Source organism: Allocatelliglobosispora scoriae, from assembly GCF_014204945.1.
Classification (GTDB): domain Bacteria; phylum Actinomycetota; class Actinomycetes; order Mycobacteriales; family Micromonosporaceae; genus Allocatelliglobosispora; species Allocatelliglobosispora scoriae.
This window is the reverse complement of sequence record NZ_JACHMN010000002.1, coordinates 4,489,733-4,512,941: the sequence shown is the minus strand read 5'-3', so window position 1 is coordinate 4,512,941 and position 23,209 is coordinate 4,489,733. Positions and strand designations below refer to the sequence as shown.

14 protein-coding genes are annotated in these 23,209 nt (G+C 70.8%); 8 read left to right on the top strand and 6 right to left on the bottom strand.

Features of this window, described 5'->3' with window-relative positions; genetic code table 11:
* Positions 1 to 61 precede the first annotated feature (61 nt).
* The 3 genes from F4553_RS26045 (at position 62) to F4553_RS26035 (ending at position 6,029) form a co-directional block, all read left to right on the top strand.
* On the top strand, positions 62 to 4,057 hold the full coding sequence (locus F4553_RS26045; protein ID WP_184840193.1) for a CLIPPER-2 domain-containing protein: 3,996 nt from the start codon (positions 62 to 64) through the stop codon (positions 4,055 to 4,057).
* A 360-nt stretch (positions 4,058 to 4,417) separates the two neighbouring features.
* A complete protein-coding gene (locus tag F4553_RS26040) occupies positions 4,418 to 5,482 on the top strand; it encodes a cobalamin-independent methionine synthase II family protein (RefSeq protein WP_184840191.1) in 1,065 nt (354 codons plus the stop codon).
* Between the two features lies 1 nt (position 5,483).
* Positions 5,484 to 6,029, top strand: coding sequence for a carboxymuconolactone decarboxylase family protein (locus F4553_RS26035; protein WP_184840189.1), 546 nt, complete (start codon positions 5,484 to 5,486; stop codon positions 6,027 to 6,029).
* A 62-nt stretch (positions 6,030 to 6,091) separates the two neighbouring features.
* On the opposite strand, the gene F4553_RS26030 is transcribed toward F4553_RS26035, so the two are convergent.
* Together F4553_RS26030 and F4553_RS26025 are read right to left on the bottom strand one after the other, a co-directional pair.
* Positions 6,092 to 9,319: a M28 family peptidase gene (locus tag F4553_RS26030; RefSeq protein ID WP_184840188.1), complete on the bottom strand. Its 3,228-nt coding sequence runs from the start codon at positions 9,317 to 9,319 to the stop codon at positions 6,092 to 6,094.
* A gap of 240 nt (positions 9,320 to 9,559) precedes the next feature.
* Positions 9,560 to 12,238, bottom strand: coding sequence for a helix-turn-helix transcriptional regulator (locus F4553_RS26025; RefSeq protein ID WP_184840186.1), 2,679 nt, complete (start codon positions 12,236 to 12,238; stop codon positions 9,560 to 9,562).
* 259 nt (positions 12,239 to 12,497) lie between these two features.
* Here F4553_RS26025 and F4553_RS26020 point away from each other — a divergent pair, with 259 nt between their 5' ends.
* Both F4553_RS26020 and F4553_RS26015 read left to right on the top strand, forming a co-directional pair.
* Positions 12,498 to 13,631 (top strand): glycosyltransferase, encoded by a 1,134-nt coding sequence (locus tag F4553_RS26020; RefSeq protein WP_221470493.1) that lies wholly within the window; start codon positions 12,498 to 12,500, stop codon positions 13,629 to 13,631.
* Positions 13,632 to 13,715: 84 nt separating this feature from the next.
* Positions 13,716 to 15,005, top strand: coding sequence for a hypothetical protein (locus F4553_RS26015; RefSeq protein WP_184840182.1), 1,290 nt, complete (start codon positions 13,716 to 13,718; stop codon positions 15,003 to 15,005).
* A 6-nt stretch (positions 15,006 to 15,011) separates the two neighbouring features.
* On the opposite strand, the gene F4553_RS26010 is transcribed toward F4553_RS26015, so the two are convergent.
* Positions 15,012 to 15,428, bottom strand: a complete 417-nt coding sequence (locus F4553_RS26010) for a GNAT family N-acetyltransferase (protein ID WP_184840181.1) — start codon at positions 15,426 to 15,428, stop codon at positions 15,012 to 15,014.
* Between the two features lie 112 nt (positions 15,429 to 15,540).
* On the opposite strand from F4553_RS26010, the gene F4553_RS26005 reads away from it, so the two are divergent.
* On the top strand, positions 15,541 to 16,539 hold the full coding sequence (locus F4553_RS26005; RefSeq protein ID WP_184840179.1) for a lysylphosphatidylglycerol synthase transmembrane domain-containing protein: 999 nt from the start codon (positions 15,541 to 15,543) through the stop codon (positions 16,537 to 16,539).
* A gap of 251 nt (positions 16,540 to 16,790) precedes the next feature.
* Here the strand turns inward: F4553_RS26005 and F4553_RS26000 are convergent, their stop codons facing one another.
* Both F4553_RS26000 and F4553_RS25995 read right to left on the bottom strand, forming a co-directional pair.
* Positions 16,791 to 16,958 (bottom strand): hypothetical protein, encoded by a 168-nt coding sequence (locus tag F4553_RS26000; RefSeq protein ID WP_184840177.1) that lies wholly within the window; start codon positions 16,956 to 16,958, stop codon positions 16,791 to 16,793.
* Between the two features lie 93 nt (positions 16,959 to 17,051).
* Positions 17,052 to 17,687: a nucleoside/nucleotide kinase family protein gene (locus F4553_RS25995; RefSeq protein WP_184840175.1), complete on the bottom strand. Its 636-nt coding sequence runs from the start codon at positions 17,685 to 17,687 to the stop codon at positions 17,052 to 17,054.
* 136 nt (positions 17,688 to 17,823) lie between these two features.
* Here F4553_RS25995 and F4553_RS25990 point away from each other — a divergent pair, with 136 nt between their 5' ends.
* Together F4553_RS25990 and F4553_RS25985 are read left to right on the top strand one after the other, a co-directional pair.
* Positions 17,824 to 18,531 carry a helix-turn-helix domain-containing protein gene (locus F4553_RS25990; RefSeq protein ID WP_184840173.1) on the top strand — a complete coding sequence of 236 codons (708 nt, stop codon included), beginning with the start codon at positions 17,824 to 17,826 and terminating at the stop codon, positions 18,529 to 18,531.
* Positions 18,528 to 19,799: an MFS transporter gene (locus F4553_RS25985; RefSeq protein WP_184840171.1), complete on the top strand. Its 1,272-nt coding sequence runs from the start codon at positions 18,528 to 18,530 to the stop codon at positions 19,797 to 19,799. The genes F4553_RS25990 and F4553_RS25985 overlap by 4 nt, the downstream gene beginning before the upstream one ends.
* A 39-nt stretch (positions 19,800 to 19,838) precedes the next feature.
* Here the strand turns inward: F4553_RS25985 and F4553_RS25980 are convergent, their stop codons facing one another.
* Positions 19,839 to 23,027, bottom strand: a complete 3,189-nt coding sequence (locus F4553_RS25980) for a S8 family serine peptidase (RefSeq protein ID WP_184840170.1) — start codon at positions 23,025 to 23,027, stop codon at positions 19,839 to 19,841.
* Positions 23,028 to 23,209: the final 182 nt, after the last annotated feature.

Sequence of the window (23,209 nt, the reverse complement as noted above, 5' to 3'; positions counted from 1 at the left end):
GATCAAACGCGTTTAGTCCTATATGCAGTACTTTGTCCGGTGCAGCCGGGTCACCTTAGCGTTGCTCGTCGCCACACTCGGCACGGCCCTGCCGATGCGGACCGCGACCGCCGCCCCGCCGCCCGGCGGCGGCACGGTGATCGTCGACGAGACCTTCGACGGCGCGAGCGTGCCCGACCCGGCCTGGCGCGTCGACGGGGTCACCTGCCTCACCGGCACGCCTGCCGGCAGCACACCACCGGCGGGTGGGGCGCAGATCCCGTCCTGCCAGGGGCACACCTCCGGACCGGTGCCGCCGGTCGGCGTGACACCGGGGTACCTGCAGCTCACCGACACCGCGGGCAATGTCGCGGGCGACATCCTCTATCAGCGGCCGGTGCCCGCCACGGCCGGGCTCTCCGTCGTCTTCGAGCAGTACCAGTACGGCGGCAACGAGGCCGACGGGATCGGGTTCTTCCTCGTCGACGGTGCCACGACGGCGAGCACGGTCGGCGGCAGCGGCGGCAGCCTCGGCTACGCGCCCCGGGACGCCACGCCTGGCGTACAGGGTGGGTATCTGGGGGTGGGGCTCGACGTCTACGGCAACTTCTACAACGACGGCGAGGGGCGCGGGAGGAACTGCCCGGTCGGCCAGCGCTCCCCCGGCGGCACGGCGACCGGCCGGATCGCACCCAACGTGGTGACCCTGCGCGGCCCCGGCAACGGTTTCAACGGCTACTGCTACCTCGCCTCCACCACGACGGGCGACGGCGCCCACCCGACCAGTACGCTCACGGGCTCCCTGCGCGGCCCGGCCGGCACCACCACGCCGCCACCGGCGAAGCGCCTGGTCAACGTGCAGGTCACGCCTGCCCCCGCGCCGCGCGTCATCGTCCAGATCGACTTCACCGGCACCGGCGGCAGCTATGAGGAGGTGCTGAACGTGCCGGCCCCCGGCGGTACGCCGTCGACCTACAAGTTCGGCTTCCTCGGCTCGACCGGCGGCAACAACGACGTGCACCTGCTGCGCAACGTCGTCGTACGCACCATCAACGCCCTCGACGCCCTCCAGCTCGTCAAGCAGGTCAGCCGGGCCGGGACACCGCTGCCCGCCACGATCACCGCAGGCACCGCCATCCCCTACGAGTACGTCGTCACCAACGCCGGCCTGGAGACGCTGACCGGGCTCACCGTCAGCGACAACAAGGTCGGCGGCATCACCTGCGACGCGACCACCCTGCCGCCGGAGCCGGATCCGGGCGGCACGACGGTGTGCCGGGGCTCCTACACGGTCACCGCCGCCGACGTCGCCGCCGGTGTCGTCACCAACGTCGCCACGGCCACCGCGCAGAGCCCGGGCGGGCCGGTCGACTCCAATCAGGACCAGGTGGAGCTGCCGCTCGTCTCGTCGCTGTCGATCACGAAATCGGTGCAGACGGCGCCGCCGTTCTCGGTCGGCCAGACGATCACCTACCGCTATGTCGTGACCAACACCGGCGGCAGCCGGATCAGCCAGGTCGCGGTGACCGACAACCGGGTCGCCGCCGGTGCCGTCATCTGCGGCGCGGGTGCGCTCATACCCGGCGCGCAGACGATCTGCACCGGTCCCTACACGATCGCCGCCGGGGCCATCGCCGCCGACGGGACGCTCACCAACGTCGCGACCGCCGGTGGCGTCTCGCCGATCGGGCAGGCCGTCCGGTCCGCGCCGGCCACCGCCGTGATCCCGCTCAACGCCGACATCGCGGTGACGAAGACCGTCTCCGACGCGACACCGACCGTCGGCGACTCGGTCACCTTCACCGTCACCGTGAAGAACAACGGTCCGAGCCTCGGCGCGGGGGTGGTCATCTCCGACAAGGTGCCGCCGGGCCTCACGCTGCTCTCGTCGGACCCCTCGGTGGGCTCCTACGACGCCGCGACCGGCCGCTGGACCCTGCCGACCCTCGCCGTCAACGGCAGCGCCACGCTGCGGCTCACGGTCCGGGTCGACACCGCCGCCGCCGTCACCAACGGCGCCTCGGTGATCGCGGCCGGCCAACCCGACCCGAATCCCGGCAACAACACCGCCTCGGCGGGCCTCAACCCGGTCACGCCGACCGTCGACATCGCCGTCACCAAGTCTGTGGACCAGCCCAGCATCCGCGTCGGCCACCAGGCCGTCTTCACGATCACGGCGTCCAACAAGGGACCCTTCGGCGCGACGACGGTGACGCTGCTCGACCCGATCCCGTCACTGCTCGCCTATGTCTCCTCCTCGGCGACGAAGGGCTCCTACGACCCGGGCAGCGCGCAGTGGACGATCGGCGGGCTCGCCGTCGGGCAGTCGGTGAGCCTGACCCTCACCGTCCGCGCGCTCGGCGTCGGCACGGTGAGCAACACGGCGAGCCTCGCCGCGGTCTCCCCCGCCGACATCAACCAGCTCAACGACCAGGACACGGCGACCGTCCTGATCACGCCGCCGCTGGCGGACCTGGCCGTGGCGAAGACCGTCGCGCCGGACCCGGTCATCGTCGGCCAGGAGGTGACCTACCAGGTGACCGCCTACAACATCGGGCCGGACCCGGCACCGAGCGTGGTGGTCGACGAGTTCGGGCCGGTACCGACCGGCTTGGAGATCGTCTCCTTCTCGGTCACCCAGGGGAGTTTCGACGGCGACGCGCTCGAGTGGGCCGTCGGCCGGCTCGATGCGGGCGCGTCGCCGGCCGTGCTGACGCTGGTCGTGAAGGTGCTCACCCCGGGCACGAAGGTCAACACCGCGGTCATCTCGGACCCGGCGATCACCGACCCCGACCCGAGCAACAACCACAGCGACGCGACGCTCGTCTCCAACCTGCCGCCGCTCGACATCGAGGTCGACAAGTCGGTCGCGCCGGTCCGCGTACGCGTCACCGAGCAGGCGACCTTCACCGTCACGGCGAAGAACAACGGGCCCAACCCCGCCACCGGGCTCGTCCTGCACGATTCGCTGCCGGACGGGCTCAGCCACGCCTCCTTCACCGGACCGGGCACCTATGACCCGGTCTCGGGCGAGTGGACGATCGGCGCGCTCGCCAGCGGCGCTACGGTGACGCTGACGATCGTGGCGACCGCCGACAGGGCGGGCACCGCGGTCAACGTCGCCTCGCTGCTCTCGGTCGATCAGACCGACACCGACGCCTCCAACAACTCGGCGTCGGCGTCGCTCCTCGTCGTCGAGGAGGCCGACCTCTCGATCACCAAGGCCGTCGTGCCCACCGTCGCGGCGATCGGCGACATCGTCACCTACACCGTCGTGCTCACCAACAACGGGCCCAACACGGCGGGCGAGATCGTCGCGGCCGACCCGCAGCGGCTCTTCGCCGACTTCGTCGAGGTCACCTTCAGCCAGGGCACGTTCGACCAGGACCAGCGCGTCTGGTCGGCCGGGACGCTCGCCCCCGGAGCGCACGCGACGCTGGTCGCGCGGATCCGGGTGGTCAACGGCGGCACCACGGTCAACACCGTGCAGATCACCCAGTCCAACCTGCCCGACCCCGACCTGATCAACAATCAGGCGCAGGCCGTCCTGATGGTCCCGCTCGCCGACGTCTCGGTGGCGAAGGCCGTCGACAAGGAGCTCATCCCCAGTGGCGGCCAGGCGGTCTTCACGATCACGGTCCGCAACGCCGGGCCGGAGACGGCGACCGGGGTCACCGTCGCCGACGCGCTCCCGGCCGGCCTCACGCTGGTCAGTGCCAAACCAACCACCGGCGGGTACGCCACCGGCACCTGGACCGTCGGCGATCTGCTGCCGGGGGCGACGGCGACGCTCGTGCTCACCGTCCGGGGCACCACGCCGGGCAGGCACGTCAACACCGCCGTCGCCACCTCGACCGGGCCGCCCGACCCCGACAAGGGCAACAACACGGCGACCGCGACGGTGACCGTGCTGACACCGGGCGGTGAGCTGCCGCCGCCGACGGGTGGCGGGCAGATGCCGAGCACCGGCATGCCCACCTTCGTCTACGGCTCGATCATCGGTGGCGGGCTGCTGCTGGCGGGTGGTGCGCTGCTCGTGGTGGCGCTGCGCCGCAGGCGTGGGGAACTCCCGGCCTGATCACGCCGATCAGCATCGAGGGCTCCTCCCCACCCGAAAGTGGAGAGGAGCCCTCTCCGAATTTCTTCCATCGTGCGGGGTTCGCCGGAGGGCCCTCGACCAACGCGACCGGGTCAACCGGGTCAACCGGGTGTGGAAGGCCGTCCAGGAATGATCACCGAAAGCGGGTTCTGCCAGCACGGATAGACATTCGTTGGGGCTATTGCGCGCTACTCGCCAAATGCGGCGTCGACACCGATCATGCGTGTTACCAAGAATTTCCCGGCCAATCGCATTATTACGAACTAAGGCCTATAGCTCACTTTTCACAATGTTGATCATCATTGAAAAATTCGTGGGGATCACTATATGGTCGTCGGCATGGCCCTGCCGACCGAACCGATCGGAAGCATCCCCCGACCTCAGTCCCTGCTCACCGGGCTCGCCGACCATGCGGCGGGCCGGATCGACCGCGACGCGCTCGACGCGCTCTTCGATGAGGCCGTTCGCGACACGATCGCTCGGCTGGAGGCGTTGGGCTCGCCCGTCGTCACCGATGGCGAGCAGAGCAAGCCCAGCTTCGTCACCTACCCCCTACAGGACCTCGACAACCTGGCACCCGACGGGGTGACCATCCCCTTCGCGGACGGCCACGTCCGGCAGCTCCCGAGGCTCACCCACGGACCGTTCCGCTACGGCGCGCGGGCCGAGGGCTACCTGCGGGCGGCGCAGCGCTACGCGACGGTCCCGGTCAAGCAGGCCGTGATCGCGCCGTCGGCGCTCAGCCTGCTCTACCCGGCCGGCGGCATCGAGGGGTACGCGCACGACGACTTCCTGGACGACCTCATCGGCGAGGCCGAGCTCGACATCCGCGGCGCCCTGCTCGCCGGCGCCCACTCGGTGCAGCTCGACTTCACCGAGGCCCGGCTCTCCCTCAAGCTCGATCCGAGCCGAGAACTCCTGCACGCCCTGATCGCCCTCAACAACGAGGCGCTGGAGCGGTTCTCACCGGTGGAGCGGGGACGGATCGGCGTACACACCTGTCCGGGGGGTGACCAGGACTCGACCCACAGCCTCGACGTGGACTACATCGAGCTGCTGCCGAGCCTCTTCACGCTCAACGCGGGCGCCTTCTACATCCAGCTCGCGAGCGAGCCGGAGCCGGACCGGGTCCTCTCGGTCATCGCCAAGCACTCGCACCCCGACCAGATCATCTACATTGGAGTCACAGACCCGATCAGCCCGGTGATCGAGACGCCGCAGCAGGTGCGCGACCGCATCCTGCGCGCCACCGAGCACATCGACCCGGAGCGGCTCGGGACCTGCGACGACTGCGGGTTCGCGCCCTTCGGCGACGACGTCTCCACCTCCCGCGACACCGCCTGGGCGAAGATCGCCGCCCGGGTCGAGGGCACCGCCCTCGCCTCTGAGCAGCTAGGAGTCTGACATGGCACACATCGATCTAGGACTGGACGAGAAGGAGTTCCCCGGCATCTCGGGGCCGATGCGCTACCGCCCCGAGACGGCCGGGCCGCTCAACGAGCTCGCCGAGGTGCTGCTGCGCCGGGGACCGCACCCGCTCTCCCCGGGCGAGCGCGAGCTGATCGCGGCTTACGTCTCCGGGCTCAACGAGTGCAACTTCTGCTGCTCATCGCACTCGGCCTTCGCCGCCGCGCAGCTCGACACGGGCATGACCCTCGTCGACCAGGTCCGCAGCAACCTCGACACCGCGCCCGTCTCCGAGAAGCTCCGCGCGCTGCTGCGGATCGCCGGAGCGGTGCAGCAGGACGGCCGCAAGGTCACCACCGCGATGGTCGACGCCGCCCGTGCCGAGGGCGCCATCGACCTGGAGATCCACGACACCGTGCTGATCGCCGCCGCGTTCTGCATGTTCAACCGCTACGTCGACGGCCTCGCCACGGCGCTGCCGGAGGATTCCTCGCGCTACGCCGAGGCGGCGCAGCGGATCATCCACGAGGGTTACCATCACTGACGCACGGACCGGCGCCGCGTCCCTTGTGGAGACGCGGCGCCGGGCTTCCAGGGGAGGAAGGACTACAGGGTGATCGACCAGGTGTCGAGCACTCCGTAGTCACCGGGTCCGTAGTCCGTGACCCGGAGCTGCCAGACACCAGCCGCCGCGGCTGCGACCGGCACGCTGTAGGTCCGCGTGCCACCGAACGGCGTGCATTGATAGTTACCACTACCCGAGTACTTGACGGCGTAAACCTGGCCGTTCGGTGCGATCAGGCTGATGCCGAGGTCCTCGGAGCAGGTGTGCTGGATCGTGATGGAGAGCTGCACCGGCGAGACCGCCGTACCGGTCGCGGTCGAGGTGACCGTGCTGATGATCCGGTTGTCGACGATCTGGAAGTCGGTGCCGTTGGTGAAGGTCCGGCCGCTGGGCGGCGTCGGGGACGACGTCGGCGAAGCGGTCGGTGACGCCGTCGGGGACACGGTCGGCGACGGGGATGCCGACGGCGAGTTGGACGGCGACACCGTGGGCGACGGGGACGGAGTCGGGCCGGTGCCCACCGCCGTCGCCCAGATCGTGTAGGCGATGCCGTCGGCACTGCGGTTCAGCGCCGTGGCGTTGATGTTGTTGGTCGTGTCGCAGGACTGGTGGTAGCACGGGTCATACGACGAGTTCGCCGTGCCGCCCCACTTCGCCTGCTGCGCCGTCGTCTTGCGGTCGCTCGCGCCGGTGGCGTATCCGCTGGTCGCGATGCCCGCGTTCTTGAATGACGCGTCGTCGGAGCGGCCCTGCCCCTCGACGTTCTCCTCCGGGGCGAGGTTGAGCGAGTCCCAGTAGGCCTTCATCGGCGCCGAGGTGGCGGTGTTGAGGTTGTTGATGAAGTAGCCGCCGTTGGTCGACGCGATCATGTCGAAGTTGTAGTACCCCTTGATCGCCGACTTCTGGGTCGCCGTCAGGGAGTTGACATAGAACTTCGAGCCGTTGAGACCCTGCTCCTCATCGGTCCACCAGCCGAACCGTACGTGCTTGGTCATGGTCGGGTTGGCGGCGGCGAGGGTGAGGGCGTTCTCCAGCAGCGCGCCGGAGCCCGAGCCGTTGTCGTTGATGCCGGGTCCCGCGCTGACGCTGTCGAGGTGGGAGCCGAACATGACGACCTGGTCGGCGGGGCCGCCCGGCCAGTCGGCGATGAGGTTGTTGGAGCGGTAGGTGCAGCTCGTGCAGTCCTGCAGGGTGACCGTGTATCCGGCCGCCTCCAGCTTGCCCCGGATGTAGGTCACCGACGCGGTGTAACCGGCGGTCCCGGCCCGGCGGTTGCCGCCGTTGTTGGTCGCGATCGTGTTGAGCTGGGTGAGGTGCGCCTGCACCTTGGTCACATCGATGTCGGGCGCGCCCGACGGCGGGTTGGTGCTGCCCACGGTGAGGGAATACTGCGCCGAGTGATCGGTCGTGCCGTCACCGTTGACCGTGATCGTGTATGTCCCGGCGGCGGCACTCGCACCGGCTGCGATCGTCATCGTCGAGCTGCTGCCCGACTGTACGGAGGCCGGGCTGAAGGAGACCGTCACGCCGCTCGGTGCACCCGACGCCGAGAGGTTCACCGTCTGCGCGCTGCCGCTCGTCGTGGTCGTCGAGACCGTCGAGGTGACCGAGGAGCCCGGCGCGACCTGCCCCGAGGTGGGGCTGAGCGACATGGACCAGTCGCTGCCGGACGGGGAGCAGGTCGCCTCGCCCGACTGCGCGGGCAGGGTGATCGCGTCCCAGGCGGCCTTCGTCTTGGCGTAGAGACCGCAGGTGGAGTCGAGGTTCTTCGCCGCGGCGAGGGTGGCGATCCGGTACTTCTTGTAGGTCATCCCGGAGGTCTTCAGGAGCATCGCGTTGTAGAAGACCTTGCCCGCGTTCTGGATGCCGACGCCGGTGAGGCCGGTCGGGCCGCCGGAGCAGCTCGGGCTGTCGGGCTTGCCGTTGCCGGGGCTGTTGCCCTCGGCGAGCAGCGTGAACCAGTGGTTCAGCGGCCCGGCCGCGTCGTGCGTCTCGGTGTTGGGGATCGACGAGGAGTAGCAGTTGGGGCTGCGTCCGTCGAGGGAGGGGTTGTACATGTAGCGCAGCGGCTTGCCGTTGCCGGAGAAGTTGACCATCTCACCGACCGTGTAGTCCGGCGTGTCCACCGAGCTGTTGATGAAGGCCTCGGTGAGTGCGCCGAAGATGTCGCCGGTCGCCTCGCCCAGACCGGACTCCTGCGCGGTGCCGCCGGGGGTGTTCTCGTCGATGCCGTGGCCGTTCTCGTGCGCCACGACATCGATGCCGGTCAGCCAGTAGTTGGCGGCGTTGGTGCCGAAGAGGGTCGCGTTGGGCACGTAGTCCCAGTAGGCGTTCTGGTCGGACAGGCCCACATAGGACGGCCAGCCGCCGCCGTTGCCGTTGAGCCCGTTGCGGCCGAGCCACTGCGACAGCATGTCCCACTGGTGTGCCGTCGTGTACATCACGTCCACGCAGCCCGCGACCTTGTCGGTCTTGCTGGTGCTGCCCCAGACGTCATCGGCGTCGGTGAAGATCGCACCCGTACCGCCGCTGTAGTTGGCGCAGCTGATGTTGCCCCGGTTGGGGTCCTTCATCTGGTAGTTGCCGCTCGAACCGGAGGTCGGGAAGGACAGGTTCGAGCCGCTCCAGACCGCGGTGCCCGTACCGGCCTGGATCTCCTCCTGGTGGTACGCGACCTTGCCGCTGGTCGCGTCGACGTAGACGTGCTGGCGGCTCGGCTTGCCGTTGTCGCGGCCGGAGACGACCACGTCCCACGCGAGAACGGGCTTCGGCTGGCCGAGGGCGAGCACCACGAGCTGCGGCTCGGCGACGGCGTCGACCTTCGTCAGCTCCGTGCGGGCGGTCGCCTTCGCCGCCGTGGCCCCCACCGCGGGGCGGGTGCCGACGGAGATCGCGCCCTTCGTCGCCGAGACCGTGCTGAGCACCTTGCCCTTCGTGTCGGTGGCGACGACGGCGTCCCCGCCCACCACCCGCATGCCCTGGTAGGTGCGGTCATAGGAGACGTAGTACACGTCCTGCTCACCGGGGTTGCCACCGCGGTAGACGGCCCGCCGGTCGAACTCCTCGGCGGCGCCCTTGCCCAGATCGTCGAGGCCGCTCGCCGCCGCGCGATCCGCTGCGGCGACGGCGACCGTGTAGGGGTCGAGGTTCTCGGCCGGCGGGGCCGCGTTCGAACTGCCCGCCATGCCCGATAACCCGAGAGCGATGCTGGCGCCGCCGGCGATGATCAGTCCCGCCGTCACCGCCGCCAGTCCGGCTCTGTGCTTCATGGGTGTGACTCCTTCTGTTGGCCCGCACCACAGATGCGGTTAGGGCGGAGCCAACCGAATATTCATTTGTTTCGAAACGGAGAAAACCCTTGCGTAGGCGGGGACGCAGGACGAGCGGGAACGCAGGCCGGGCAGGTCACAGCGGTGGCCGTGATCTGAGCCACAGATGTCGCGGGTGTGACGGGACGGGGTCGGGCGGTGACGCCGACCGGCGCAATCAGGTCAAAGTGGACCGGTGGATCAGGGAGAACCCTTGTCGTTGCCCGAGGAGACGAGGGTCGAGAGCTGCACCCGGGACCGCACCCCCACCTGCCGGTAGATCCGGGTCAGCGACGATTCGACCGTCTTCACGCTGAGGAACATGGCGTGCGCGATCTCCCGGTTGGTCGCACCCGACGCCACCAGCTCGACGAGCCGGCGGTCCGCCTGGGTCAGACCGAGCCCCGCCGAGGCGGGTGACTCCACCGCCGTCGGCTCCCACGGGCTCGCCCCGTGCTCCCGATAGATCGAGTCGGCGAGCAGCGTCGCCTCCCTCGCCGCCGCCCACCGCCGCCTGCGCCGCTGCGCGGAGGCGAGCGCGAGCAGCGTCCGAGCCTGCTCCAACGGCATGCCGAGCCGGGCGAAGCTCTCCCCCACCCGCCACAGCAGGTCGATCGCCTCGGTCGAGAGGCCGGTGACGGAGAGCCGCAGTCCTTCGGCCCGGTCCAGCGCGGCGAGCACGCCCATCCGGCACAGCTCCGCCGCGACCGGTCGCACCTCGGCGAGGAAGGCGGTCGCCTCCTCCACCGCCCCGACCGCGATCAGCGCCTCGGCGAAGTCACCGTGCCAGCGCAGCAGCGACGGGTCCCGGGCGTCCTGCGCCTGCTCCAGCTCGCGGACCGTCCGCAGTGACCGCACGGCACCGGCCGCATCGCCCGAGGCGAGCTGGATCAGGCCGCGAATGTGCAGGCCCCGGGCGAGGTAGATCTGATCTCGCTCCTCCGTGGAGGCTCGCACCGCACCCTCGGCGAGTGCCCTGGCCCGGCCGAGGGTGCCGCCGGCGAGTTCGGCGATGGCGGCCGAATACCACGCCGGGCCGGGTGAGAGGCCCGTTCGCTCGGAGATCGCGACGGCTCGGCGGGCATGGGCGAGGGCTGCTGCGCAGCGGCCCAGCCTCGCCTCGACCTCGGCGAGGCACCGCAGCACCTCGATCTGGTCGTCGGGCATCCCGGTGGCATCGGCGACCGGCAGCAGGGCGAGCAGCTCGTGGCGGGCGTCGTGCAGCCGGTCGTCGAAGAGGGAGTGCTTCGCCGAGACGAACCACGGCGAGATGAAGACCCGCATCTCCGACTGCGGCAGCTGCACGGCGAGCGCGGTCGCCAGGGTCTCCTCCGCCGACACGTCCCCGATGACCCGTTGCATCCGCGCCAGGTAGGTCAGCGCCTTCACCTCCGCCTGGCGGTCGGCGGCGATCACGGCGTACTGAACAGCTCGTCGAGCATGCGACGTGGCCCGGCGCGGGGAGCCCTCGGCGATGTTGGCCCGGATCGCCAGCCGCAGGTGGGCGGCGGAGAGCAGGCCGGGGTGACCGGTCGCCTCGACGAGCACGGTGGAGAGCAGCTCGTCGCAGTCGTCGATGTCCTGACCGGCCACGTCGAAGACGGCGAGCCGGGCCCGGGCCCGCTCGGCGGGGGGCGCCTGGTGGCGTTCGAGCCCGGCGAGTGCCCGCCGGACGAGCTGCGCGTCCCCGGCGATCCCGGCGTCCGCGGCGGCGTCGCTCAGCCACCCCACGATCGTGGACCGGTCGAAGTCGGCCGGGGCGAGCTCGGCTGCGCGCAGCGCGACCTCTGCGGCCCGGCGCGGGTTGCCCTGCGCCCGGCTCGCCAGGCGGGCCGCGGCGAGGGCCTGCGCCGCCGCCCCGTCCTCGCGCACGGTCATCGAGGCGTGCCACAGCCGGGTGGGCTCGTCGAACGCGGCGTCGGCGAGTGCCCGGTGGCACGCCATCACCTCGTCCTCGGCGGCGTCGCCGATCACCGTCGCCGCCAGGGCGCCCGCCCGGACGGTGACCCGTTCCTCGGCGTCGACCAGCACCAGACCGGCGAGCTCGGCGAGGGCGAGCACCTCGTCACCCGGGAACAGACCGGCCCGGCGCAGCACGTGGATCGAGGTGCCCGCGCTGAGCGCGGCGGCGAGCAGGAACCGGCCTGCCGGTGCCGGCACCTGTGCCAGGAGTTCCCGGCAGAGCAGGGCGACCGAGCGGGGCACCCGGGACGAGCCGGCCGAGGAGCCGTGGGCCGCCGCACCGATCGCCAGGGCGAGCCGGGGGATGCCGCCGCTCGCCGCGTGCACCTGGCCGGCGGCCCGGCAGGTGAGCCCGTGCGCGTCGAGAAGCTGCACCATGTGGCCGGAGTCCAGGCTCGGCACGACGATCTCCGTCGCGTCCCGGTCCAGCCCGTGGGGCGCTGCCTGCGTCCCCGGTCGCGACAGCACTAGCCCCGCCCCGAGCCCGCGGGCCGCGTAGGCCAGCACCTCGGCACTCGCTTCGTCGAGCCGGTGCAGATCGTCGAGGACGAGCGCGACGGGTTCGGCAGCACCTCGCAGCAGGGCGAGCGTGGCGAGGCGCAGCGCGATCGGGTCCGGCCGCTCGCGGTCCCGGCACAGCACGGAGTTGATCGAGGCGGCCTGCGGCGCGGGAAGGGCGGCGATCTGATCGGCGGGCACCGCGCTGAGCAGCTCGGAGAGGCCCGCGTGCGGCGTCGTCCGGTCGCCGGGCCCGGGGCTGATCCGCCACACGGTCCGCCCGGCGGCGAGGAGCTCTCGGCAGGCGGCGTCGAGCAGGCTCGTCCGGCCGATGCCCGGCGGCCCGGTGACCAGGACGCGCCCGCACCGGTCCAGCTGGCGGAGCACCTCCGCCAGCAGCTCGTCGCGCCCGACCAACATGTCGCCAGGCTAGGGGAAACCCGCCGCCGCACCGCCCCGACGACCCTTGCCCGACCCTTGACCCACCACCAAGATCGCCACAACTCTTGAAGAGTTGGTGCTAAAGGGGCACGGCACCTTGGCGAGCCCCGGGCGCCCCTGGCGAGCCCCGGGCGCCCCTGGCGAGCCCCGGGCGCCCCTGGCGCGCTCCGGGCAACCCGGCACCGCCCTAGGGACCAACTCTTGAAGAGTTGTGGCGATCTAGGGTGTCCCGGTGCGCATGCTGTTTACGTTTGCCGGGGGTAACGGCCACGCCGACCCGCTGCTGCCGATCGCCCGGGCCGCCGAGTCGGCGGGCCACACCGTCGCCGTCTCGGGTCGCCCCGCCGTCACCCCGATGATCCAGGCCGCCGGGCTCACCGCCATCCCGACCGGCGACCCGCCGACCGGCCCGCCGGAGCGATCGCCGCTGCTCGCGGTCGATGTCGAGCGGGAGGACCGGGTGTTCCGCGACCACTTCGCCGGTCGGCTCGCGCGGCGGCGGGCCGAGCTCGTCGGCGACCTCGCCCGGCGCTGGCGGCCCGACCTGATCGTCTGCGACGAGACCGACTTCGGCTCGATGATCGCGGCCGAGGTGCTGGGGCTGCCGTACGCGTCGGTGCTGGTCATCTCGTCGGGGCACTTCTCCCGGCCGGAACTGATCGGTGCGACGCTCGACGGGGTCCGGGCCGGCTTCGGGCTGGCACCGGACCCGGAGCTGGCGATGCTCAGCCGCCACCTCGTCCTGTCACCCGTGCCGCCGAGCTTTCGCGATCCGGCACATCCGCTCCCGGCGACCGCGCACTCGATCCGGCCCGTCCGGCGGGAGCACACCGGCAGCGCACCGGCCTGGCTCGATCAGCTCGGACCGGCGCCGATCGTCTACGCCACGCTCGGTACGGAGTTCAATGTGGAGTCCGGCGACCTCTTCCAGCGGATCATCGCCGGGCTGACCGGCCTGCCGATCACGCTGATCGTCACCGTCGGGGCGCAGATCGATCCGGCCGAGTTCGGCCCGCAGCCATCGCACGTGCGGATCGAAAGGTTCATCCCGCAGGCCGCACTGCTGCCCAGGTGCGCCGCAGTCGTGTCGCACGGCGGCTCGGGGAGCGTCATCGGGGCGCTGACTCACGGCGTACCCTCCGTGGTGTTTCCGATGGGCGCGGACCAGCCGGCCAACGCGGACCGGTGCGCGGCGCTGGGCGTGGCGAGGGTGCTCGAACCGGTCGGCGCGACGCCCGCCGAGATCGGCGCGGCGGTCGCGGCGGTCCTCGCGGACCCGGGCTATCGCGCGGCGGCCGAGCGGCTCCGCGACGAACTCGCGGCGCTGCCCGGCCCGGACCACGCGGTGAAGCTGCTCGAAGCCCTGCTGTGAAAGGGTTGCGCGTCGAACCACCGGGGTGACCGGACTTCGCAGACCGTGCGAGGATGCTCGCCACACTGCGGATGGGGAGACACGATGACGGCGAGCAGCGGGCACCCGGGATCGGTGATCACGCAGGGCGTCGCGGCGCTCGGCGCCGGTTGCCTCATCGGCTTCTGGGGCGTTCTCACCCTGCCCGCACAGGCACTCCAGGGGCTCGCCGCGATGCGGCAATCGGACTATCCCACCACGGATCTGCTGCTCTACATCACGGCGACCCTCATCACGATCGCCGCGGGTGCGGTCGCCGTCGCGGCCGCCCACGGACTCCGGATCAACGGCTGGGCGCTCAGCGCCGGTGGTTTCGCGATCGCCGCCGCCTGCTTCGATCGCAACGTCGCGGCCGCCGGGGCGGATCCGCAGCTCCTCTTCGCAATCGCCGCGGTCGCGACCGGGCTGGCGATCGCCGGTACGGTGGTGGCCTTCGGCACCGCGCGATCCGGCACCCGAACGGCGATCGGCCTCGGTCTCGGCACCGGTACCGTGGTCGGATCGATCGGCATCGCCGTCAACCGCAGCGCCGACCTCGATCTGCCGATCACCTGGCGGGAGGGGACCCTTCTCGTCTTCGCCGTGCTGGCCCTCGCCGCCGCACTGGTCGGCCGCGGCGTTGAGGGCCGGACGACGGAGCGGTCGTGGCGGTCCCTCAGCCTCGTCGCGGTCGTGGTCACCGCCTGCTCGATGTGGCTGCTTCCCGTGCTCATCTCCGACGCCACGGCGGATTCGCAGCTCACCGCGGAGGCACTCACCCCGCTCGCGATCGCGGTGGGCTCGGTGCTCGCCTACTTCGCCATGCGGCAGGGCGGTGTCGCAGCGGTCCGGCTCACCGCGCTGATGGTGGGGCTGGCACCCCTGCTCATCCACCACCTGCCGTTCCCGCCGCACACGGCGAGGCTGGTCACGGCGGGTGTCGTCGCCACGCTCGCCGGGGCGGCGGCAGCCCGCCGGCTCGGGCGGTTCGCTCCCTGGGACGCGGTCGGCGTCCTCATCGGCTTCATCGGACTCTCCATCGACGAGCTGGTCGAGGTTCCGTTCGCCGTCAGCTCCACCCTGCTCGCCGCCGGGATCGGCATCGGCCTCGGCGCCGGCCTGGTCGGCTTCGCCCGAGCGGCGGCGGAGAGCTCCCGATCGGTCGCGACCAGCCTCTTGACCGCTCTGACCGCGCTGATGCTCACCGCGCAGATCCTCGTCGACGTCTCGCAGGGCAAGGGTGACGATCCGCTCCTCTGGGAATCGATCATCGGGGTCGCCGTGATCGTCGCCCTCGTGATGAGCTTCATCGTGAGCTCCATGGTGGCGCGGCGCTTCCGGCGGGATCCCGCCTAGGAGCTCCTATGAACGCAGCGTCCAGGACTGCGCGGTGATCGTCGCGATCTCGTTCGCACCGGCGGAGCGGTAGGTGGCGATCGCCGCCTCGTTGTCCGAGTCGACCGGCACCCACATCGCGTGGCAGCCGCGCTCCCGGGCGAGGTCGGCGAGCGCCGTCACCAGGGCGCGCCCGATCCCCTGCCGCCGGTGCTCCTCGCCGACGCCGAGTTCGTAGAGGTACATCTCGGTCCCCTTGTCCGGATGCGTCGTCTCGACTCCGGTGATCATGCCCGCCGCCACCCCGTCCACGTAGGCGACGAGCAGGTGGTGCCCCGGTTCGCCGAGGAACCGCTCGGCCGCCTCGGGCAGGACCTCGCCGTCGAAGTGCGGCTCGGCGGCGACGACCTCGGCCATCGTCGTCGCTCGACGGATCTCCAGCATGTGGACCTCCTTCATCCTCGGACCTCATGAGAGCACGCCGGGGTGAAAGCCATCACCTTGATTTGTGACGAGCATGTCCGCCCTGGTGGGACCCTTGACGTAACTTATGGGGATGAGCCGCCGCGACAAGATCGTCTGGGTACTGGGGCTCGTCGCCGTCGCCGTCGTCTTCATCTGGGTGCTGCCGGGCATCGCCAGTTACGCCGAGATCTGGGCGACGCTGCGCTCGCTCACCACCGGCGAGTTCGCACTGCTGCTGGGCCTGGGCCTGCTCGCGATCGCGGCGAACGGCTGGTCCGCCGTCGTCGCGCTGCCCGGGCTGAGCTGGTTCCACGGTACGCAGAGCACGCTGTGCGGCAACTTCCTCACCGCGCTCTTCCCCACCGGGGCCGACCTCGCGGTCCGCTTCGCGATGTACCGGTCCTGGGGATTCGAGTCCGATCAGGTCACCACCTCGATCGCGCTCGCCGGGATCGGGCGCTACCTGACGATCCTGATCCTGCCCGTCGTCGGCACCTCGGCGGTGCTCATCACCGGCCGCGGCGGCAGCGACGAGGCCATCCAGCTCGGCCTGGGCCTGCTGGCGTTCGCGCTGCTCGTCGGCGTGCCGTGGCTGCTGCTGCGCCGGGAGGACCTCGCCCACCGCTTCGCCCGCCGCCTGCAGCGCATCGTCGCGAAGCTCGCCGGGGTGCTGCGCCGGTCCGCTCCCACCGACCTCGAGGAGCGGGTGCTGCGGACCAGGATCAACGTCCAGCGGGGCGTGCGCACCCGGGCGCCGGTGGTGGTGCTCGCCCAGCTCATCGCGACGGCCGCCAGCTACTTCGTGCTCTTCGCCTCGCTGCGGGCGGTCGGGCTTGGTCCGGAGCTGCTCTCGGGTTCCGAGGTGCTCTACGCCTACGCGATCGGGACCATCGCGGGCCTCGTACCGATAACGCCGGGCAACATCGGGGTGACGGAGCTGATCCTGGTCGGCGTGCTCGGGCTCGGTGCGGACGAGCTCAACGCCCAGATCATCGCCGCGACGCTGCTCTTCCGCATCTTCGTCTGGCTCCTGCCGGTGCCGCTGGGAGCGGTGTCCTTCTTCTGGTGGCGCAGCCGCCGGGCTGCGTAGCGCGTGGTGCGCGGGGCGCTCGGGGCGCGCCGGGTGCGCCGGCAAGATCGGGTTGTTTCCCGGAAACACGGCCTACGTGGTGGGTGGGAAGGGGCTACTTCCCGGAAGTAGCACGATCTTCATGCCCGTCGGCGCCCTGTGGATAACTCGCACATCCTGTGGATAACGTAAGGCCCGGATCGAAGATCGATCCGGGCCTTACGGCTCGCGCAGGCCCGGTGAGGGGCGGGCCACATCGCGATCCATCTGGCTTAGAGCCGGATGCCGATGAGGTAGGCGCGCTGCTCGGCCCGATCACGGGCCGCCGCTGCGCGGTCGGACGGCAGGCTCACGGGCTGCTCGGCGCCATCGCAGAACCTGACGGACTCCAGGATCGCGGCGTCGCGGGTGGCGGTGAACTTGCGGAAGAGCTCGAACATTTCCGATCCTTTGTATCGACTGCTTTCTAATCTCAATGATTAGATTGCCCTCTAGTTAGACAAGAATCAAGCCAGGGTGTCGCAGGACACCCCTCAGCTGTCAGCCAGGCGACTCACCAGGGCCGCAGGGTGCTTGGGATCGTCCACACGCACCACCACATCGGCGACGCTCGCGGGGTCGACCTCGTCGGCATACCGGGCGAAGGCCGGCAGGGTCCACACCTCATCAGACGGTGTACGCCGAGCCAGCGCCGCCGGCGACAGCACCAGGTGTACGGCGAGATCCAGCGGCAATCCGGCACCGAGGAGCAGTGCCCCGCTGAGCAGCAGTACCCCATCCGGAGCAAGCTCCAGGTAGGACGCTCGGGTGGCCCGATCGGTGACCGGATTCCACAGTGTCGGCAGCACCCGGCCGGTGCCGCCGGGCGCCAGCGGATCGAGCACCTCGCGTCGCAGCCCGGAGAGGTCGAGCCACTCCTCATAGAAGGCGTCCGGATTGGTGCGCCCCTGCTCGTAGCGCACGGATCGGGGACGCCAGAAGTCGGCGCTGCGCACGCCCAGCACCGCTCGACCCCGCTCGCGGAGGGCTTCGGCGAGGGCGGCGGACCACTCCTCGGGCGCTGCGGCGGGTGGTCCGTCGATCGCCACCCGGCACCACCCGGGTCGCCGGACGATCCGTTCCGCCAGCTCCGCGACCAACCCCGCCATCGTCACTGCCCGGAACCTCACCCCGCCATCATGCCCGACTCTCCCTGTCACGTTTTGCAGCAAAGCGTGGCCTCGTTTCGCGACATGGCCACGCTTTGCTGCAAAACGTGACAGGGGAGGCTTGCAGAATTTGCTCTGCATAACTTATTCTGCATGAATGGAACGCTCCGTTCGCCAGGTGACCGAGATCGACGACCTCAAGGCGCTCTCCCATCCGCTGCGCGTCCGGCTGCTCGGCGCGCTGCGGGAGCACGGCCCCGCGACCGCCACCGAGCTGGCCCGGCGATTCGAGACCGAGACCGGCTCCACCAGCTACCACCTGCGTAAACTCGCCCAGTTCGGGTTCGTGGAGGAGGTCGGCGCGACCGGCACCCACCCGCGCGAGCGGCGCTGGCAGGCGGTCCACCAGCTCACCTCCTGGAGCAACACCGCCTTCTCCGCGACGAGCGAGGGACGCGAGGCGATCTCCGCGATGCGCCGCCGCCAGGTCGAGGTGCTCATCCGCGACGTCGAGCACTTCGAGGCGGCGATCGGCACCCTGGGCCCCGAGTGGGTCGACGCCGCCGGGATCGGCGACCTCGTGGTGAGTCTCGCCCCGGCGACCCTCAACGAGCTGTGGGACGAGTTCTACCGCCACCTCGACGAGCTCGTCGCCCGCGACGCGACGAATCCGCTGGCGGGGCCGACCTCGGTCATCGTCGCGGGCTTCCCCCGCTTGCCGGCCGAGCCGGCCGAGCCAGCCGAGCCGGCCGACAGCCGCTTGCCGGGCAAGCCGGCCGACAGCCGCTTGCCGGGCAAGCCGGCCGACGACCGCTTGCCGGGCGAGTCGCCCGAGCCGTCCGACGACACGCAGGAGCAGCCGTGACCCCCACGAGTGCCGCACGGCGCTTCGCCCTCGTCAGCTTCCTGACCTGGCTGCCCACCGGGCTCTACATCGCGCCGATGGTGCTGCTCATGCTCGATCGGGGCCTCGGCGTGGGCACGATCGCCGCGATCACCGTCGCCTACTCGGTGACGGTGGCGGTGCTGGAGTTGCCGACCGGGGGCCTCGCCGACGTGCTGGGGCGGCGGGTCGTGCTCACCGCCGCGGCGATCGCGAGCCTCCTCGGCCTCCTCGCGCTCGGGCTCGCCGAGACCGTCGCACTCTTCGCCGTCTCGTCGGTGCTGCGCGGGATCGCCCGAGCACTCGGCAGCGGTCCGGCCGAGGCGTGGTTCGTGGACACCGTGCACGCGAGCGCCGGTCCGGATGCCGACCTCGGTCACGGGCTCGCCCGGGGCGAGGCGGCAGGCTCGGCCGCCCTGGCGGTCGGCACCATCGCGGGCGGCGTGATCCCGCTGCTCATCGGCGGTGGCCAGGCCCTCGCCGTGCCCGTGCTGATCGCTGCGGGGGTCGAGGTCGTCCGCCTCATCGTCACCGCGGTCGGGTTGCCGGAGCCCCGACGAGCACGGCTCACGGCGGCTTCGGTCCTGCAGGGGATCCCGGGGACGGTCGCCGCCGGTCTGCGCCTGGCCCTGCGCGATCGGGTCGTCGGCCGGATGCTCGCGGTGACCGGCATGGTCGGGGTCGCCCTCGCCACGATCGAGCTGCTCACACCGGTGTGGATGGCGACGCTCACGGGATCGACGGAGGCGGCCGGGTTCGCCTACGCGGTGGTGGCCGCAGCCGGGTTCGCCGCGAGCGCGCTCGGCAGCTACCTGAGCGCACCGGTGGGACGCCGGTTCGGGTCGCCCGGGCGTGCCGCGGCGGCCGGGATCACCGTCTCGGCGGTCTCGCTGGTCCTGCTCGCGGGCTCCACCTGGCTGAGCGGCCTGCCGGGGATCGTGATGGCGGGTTTGGCGTACAGCCTGATGTTTGTGGGTTTGGGCGTCTCCACACCGGCGCAGGGGCAGCTCGTGCACGCGCGGGTCGCGGCGGGCGAGCGGGCCACGGTGCTCTCGGTGGAGTCGCTGGCGCTGCAGTTCGCGGGGGCGGGCGGCGCGATGGCGCTCGGCTTCCTCGCGGGGCGGACCGGACCGGTGGCGGCCTTCGCCGTCGCCGCGGTCTGCCTCGGCGCCTGCGTGCCGCTGCTGCGCGGCCTGACGCACACGGCCGACCCGCAACGCGAGCCGGCCGCCGTGCCCGTCCTTCATTGATGTGAGGGGCCCGGTCCTGCCCGGGCCCCTCACGTCTGGTTAGCGCACCTCGTAAGCGCGGATGATCGTCTCGGTGAAGGTGTTGCCCTTCGTGTCCGAGCCGTTCGCCCGCAGCGAGACGAAGCCCGCCGCATTGGGGTTCTTCAGGAAGAGCAGCCACTTGCCAGCGATCTTGAGAACGATCGCCTTCTGCCAGGTGGCGCCGTCGTTGGTCGAGACGTCGACGGCGAGCTTGTTGAGCTGCCCGGCGCCACTGTCAGCGACCTGCCCGACGGTGATCGGGATGGCGACGACCGCGCCCGCCCGGGCGACATTGTGCTGGTCGAGCTCCGGCGCGAAGCTCACCGTGGTCAGCGGCAGGCCGGTGTCCTTGTCGGTGTGCTTGGAGCTGAAGGTCCAGGCAGCCGAGACCTTCGTGGAGAGTCGGGCCTCCGGGATCCGGGTGAGGCTCGCCTCCAGGCGGTAGTTGGCCAGGCCCGCAGGCACGTCCCACTGGCCGTAGGGTCCGTCCCACTCCTCCACCAGCTGGCCGTTGCGGTAGAGCGCACCGCGACCGCTGCTGTACTCGCCGAAGGCCAACCGGCCGAGCCCGTCACCGATCAGCTCCGGGACGCCGTAGATCACGTCGCCATCCCGGCCGACGGGGATGTAGTCGAACGGCGCGGCGCCGAGCGACGGACCGAAGACTCCCTGGTTCCACTGCTCGCTGTGGGTGCGACCCGCCGTGTAGACCCGCGCCGGGGTGAGCGTGTCGACGATCGTCGGCGGCCAGCCCTCGGTGTTGGGCACCTCTTCGATCGACTCCGACACCCACCTCGTGCCGCCCAGGAAGTAGTGCGTCTGGGCGAACGGCAGCGGCGTCGGGACGGCGGACGCCGTGCCGCCGTTGGAACCGGGCGGTGCGAAGAAGTCGAGCCGGAAGCCCTCGGTGCCGGAGACACCCGAGGCGGCGTACTTCGCGTTCACCGTGGCGAGGTCCTTCGCCTTGACGTTCTTGGTGATGCCCTCGATCGCGCTGCCGGTCTGGCTCCAGCCGACCTGGTAGGAGTAGGGGCTGCCCGGTGCCGGCCAGCCCGAGCTGTCACCCTTGACGTAGACGCCGGCGACGAACGACAGCAGTCCGGCGACGTTGCGCGGACCGAGGTGCGCGGTGTAGAGCTGGCTGAAGGAGCCGGGCACCACTCCCACGCCGTAGCCGTATTCGCCGAGCGTCAGCGAGACCTCGTAATCGGCGAGCAGCTCGACCGCGTCCGTCGCCGGGATCTTGATGTTGAAGCCCTTGCCGAGCCTGGCGTCCATCGAGACGGTCTTGTCCGCGGCGATCACCAGCTTCGGATAGGTGAGCTGCGAGATCTGGAGGTCCTCGGAGCTGTCGCCCTCGTCGATCCAGCTGAAGGCGAAGTAGTTCCCCGGCGGGAGCCGGAGGTCCTTCGCGGCACCGTAGACCAGGTACTCCCGGTAGGTGTCGGTGTTGAAGTAGACCGAGAAGGCGTTCTCGGCCGGCTGGCCGTCCCGCTGCGTGGCGGTGTGGTGCACCACGTACTTGAGCTCGTCGCGGATCACCGCGAAGGGCGTCTGCACGCTGGTGCCCGCCGCGGTGGCGGTGACCTGGCCACCGAAGTAGCCGGTCGCCGCGCCGCCGACACGGGTGTCCGCGGTGAGCGTGACACCGGCGTCGCCACCGGCGGGAACGGTCACCGTGGGCGCGCTGAGCGAGAACATCCCGGCCGGGGCCGTCGTGGTCAGGGCCAGCGACAACGTCACGGCCGTGGCCGCATAGTTGTGGTACGAGATGGTCTGGCTCCGCACCGGATCGTCCTCGTGCGGCCAGTCCTGCAGGCCGAAGCCGACCGAGACCGGGGTCGTGGTGACGGACTGGGTGATGGCCCGGCCGATGTCGACCCGGCCCGCTCCCTGTGCGAAGACGCCGACCGTCGGGTTGGGCTTGGCGGCCGCCATGAGGGCCGCCTTGCGCTGCGCCGGTGACCACTGTGGATGCACCTGGGTCAGGATCGCGGCGGAACCGGCGACGTGCGGCGTCGCCATCGAGGTGCCGGAGAGCGGCATGTAGAGCTCGCCCGGCTCGCCGAGGAACCCGTCCTTGCTGCGACCGGCGACGATGTCCTGGCCGGGCGCTGCGATCTCCGGCTTGATGCCGTTGTCCTCGGCACGCGGGCCGCGGCTGGAGAATTCGGCGAGCTCGTCCTCCTTGGTGAACGCGGCGACCGCGAGCGCGGCGTCGGCGGTCGCGGGCGAGCTCACGGACTCGTCGGTGCCGTCGTTGCCGGCGGCGATGACGAAGAGCGTGCCGAACTGTGCGGTCAGGTCGTTGACCGCCTGCTCCAGCGGATCGATCTCGGGGCCGTTGGAGCCGCCGAGACTCATGCTGATGACCTTGGCACCGGACTCGGCGCCCCACTGCATGCCGGCGAGGATCCATGACTCGGCGCAGCCGAACTGCACGCAGACCTTGCCGTCGAGCAGCTTCGCGCCGGGCGCGACGCCCTTGTATTTCCCGGCCGAGGCCGCGCCGCTGCCCGCGATGGTCGTGGCGACGTGGGTGCCGTGACCGACGTGGTCGAGATCGTCCTCCTCGCCCTCGGTGAAGTTGTGCTCAGCCGAGATCTTGCCGGCGAGGTCGGGGTGGGCGGAGTCGATGCCCGTGTCGAGCACCGCGACCGTCACACCGGTGCCGTCATAGCCCGCCGCCCAGGCGGTCGGCGCCCCGATGAGCGGGACGCTGACATCGAGGGCGGGCTGGCGAACGGCGTCGAGCCATATCTTGCCGCTGGTCAGGCTCTTCTTGGTGGTCTGCCACCGCGAGCCGAGCTGGTCGGTGGCGATGCTCGACGAGAAGCCGCGCACGGCCGGCAGCCTGCGTTCGGCGGTGAGGCCGGGCGCACTCGCGGCACCGGCGACGATCAGGGAGAGCTTGCTCTTCTCGGCCTTGCTCGCCGCGACCAGCTCGGTCAGGTCGAACAGGCGCCGGTCGAGGCGGTCGGCCTTGAGCAGCGGAAGCGCATCGGACGGGATGATGAAGTGGTGGCCCGGCGTGCGGTAGTCGGCGAAGTAGATCCCCTTGCGGGGAACGACACTGATCCGACCGTTGCCGTGAACGGTGACACGGTCACCAGTGATCAGGCTGACGACCTGCGGGCCCTTGCCCGTCGGCGCGTCGGATGCCGGCAGCGCGGTGGTGGCTTGCGCACCGGCGCTGCCGGGGCTCACCGCCAGAAGCAGGATAGCTACTCCCCCGGCCAGCACAGCACGAGTCCTTCTGCTGGATAGCATGGTCCTCCCCATTCGATCGTCCATCCGTGATGGACTCTGTAATGAGGACACGCTTCGGCAGTCAGATTCGTATGACTCCGCGAACCTTAAGAATCCTTAAATAGCGATTCTTTGATCAA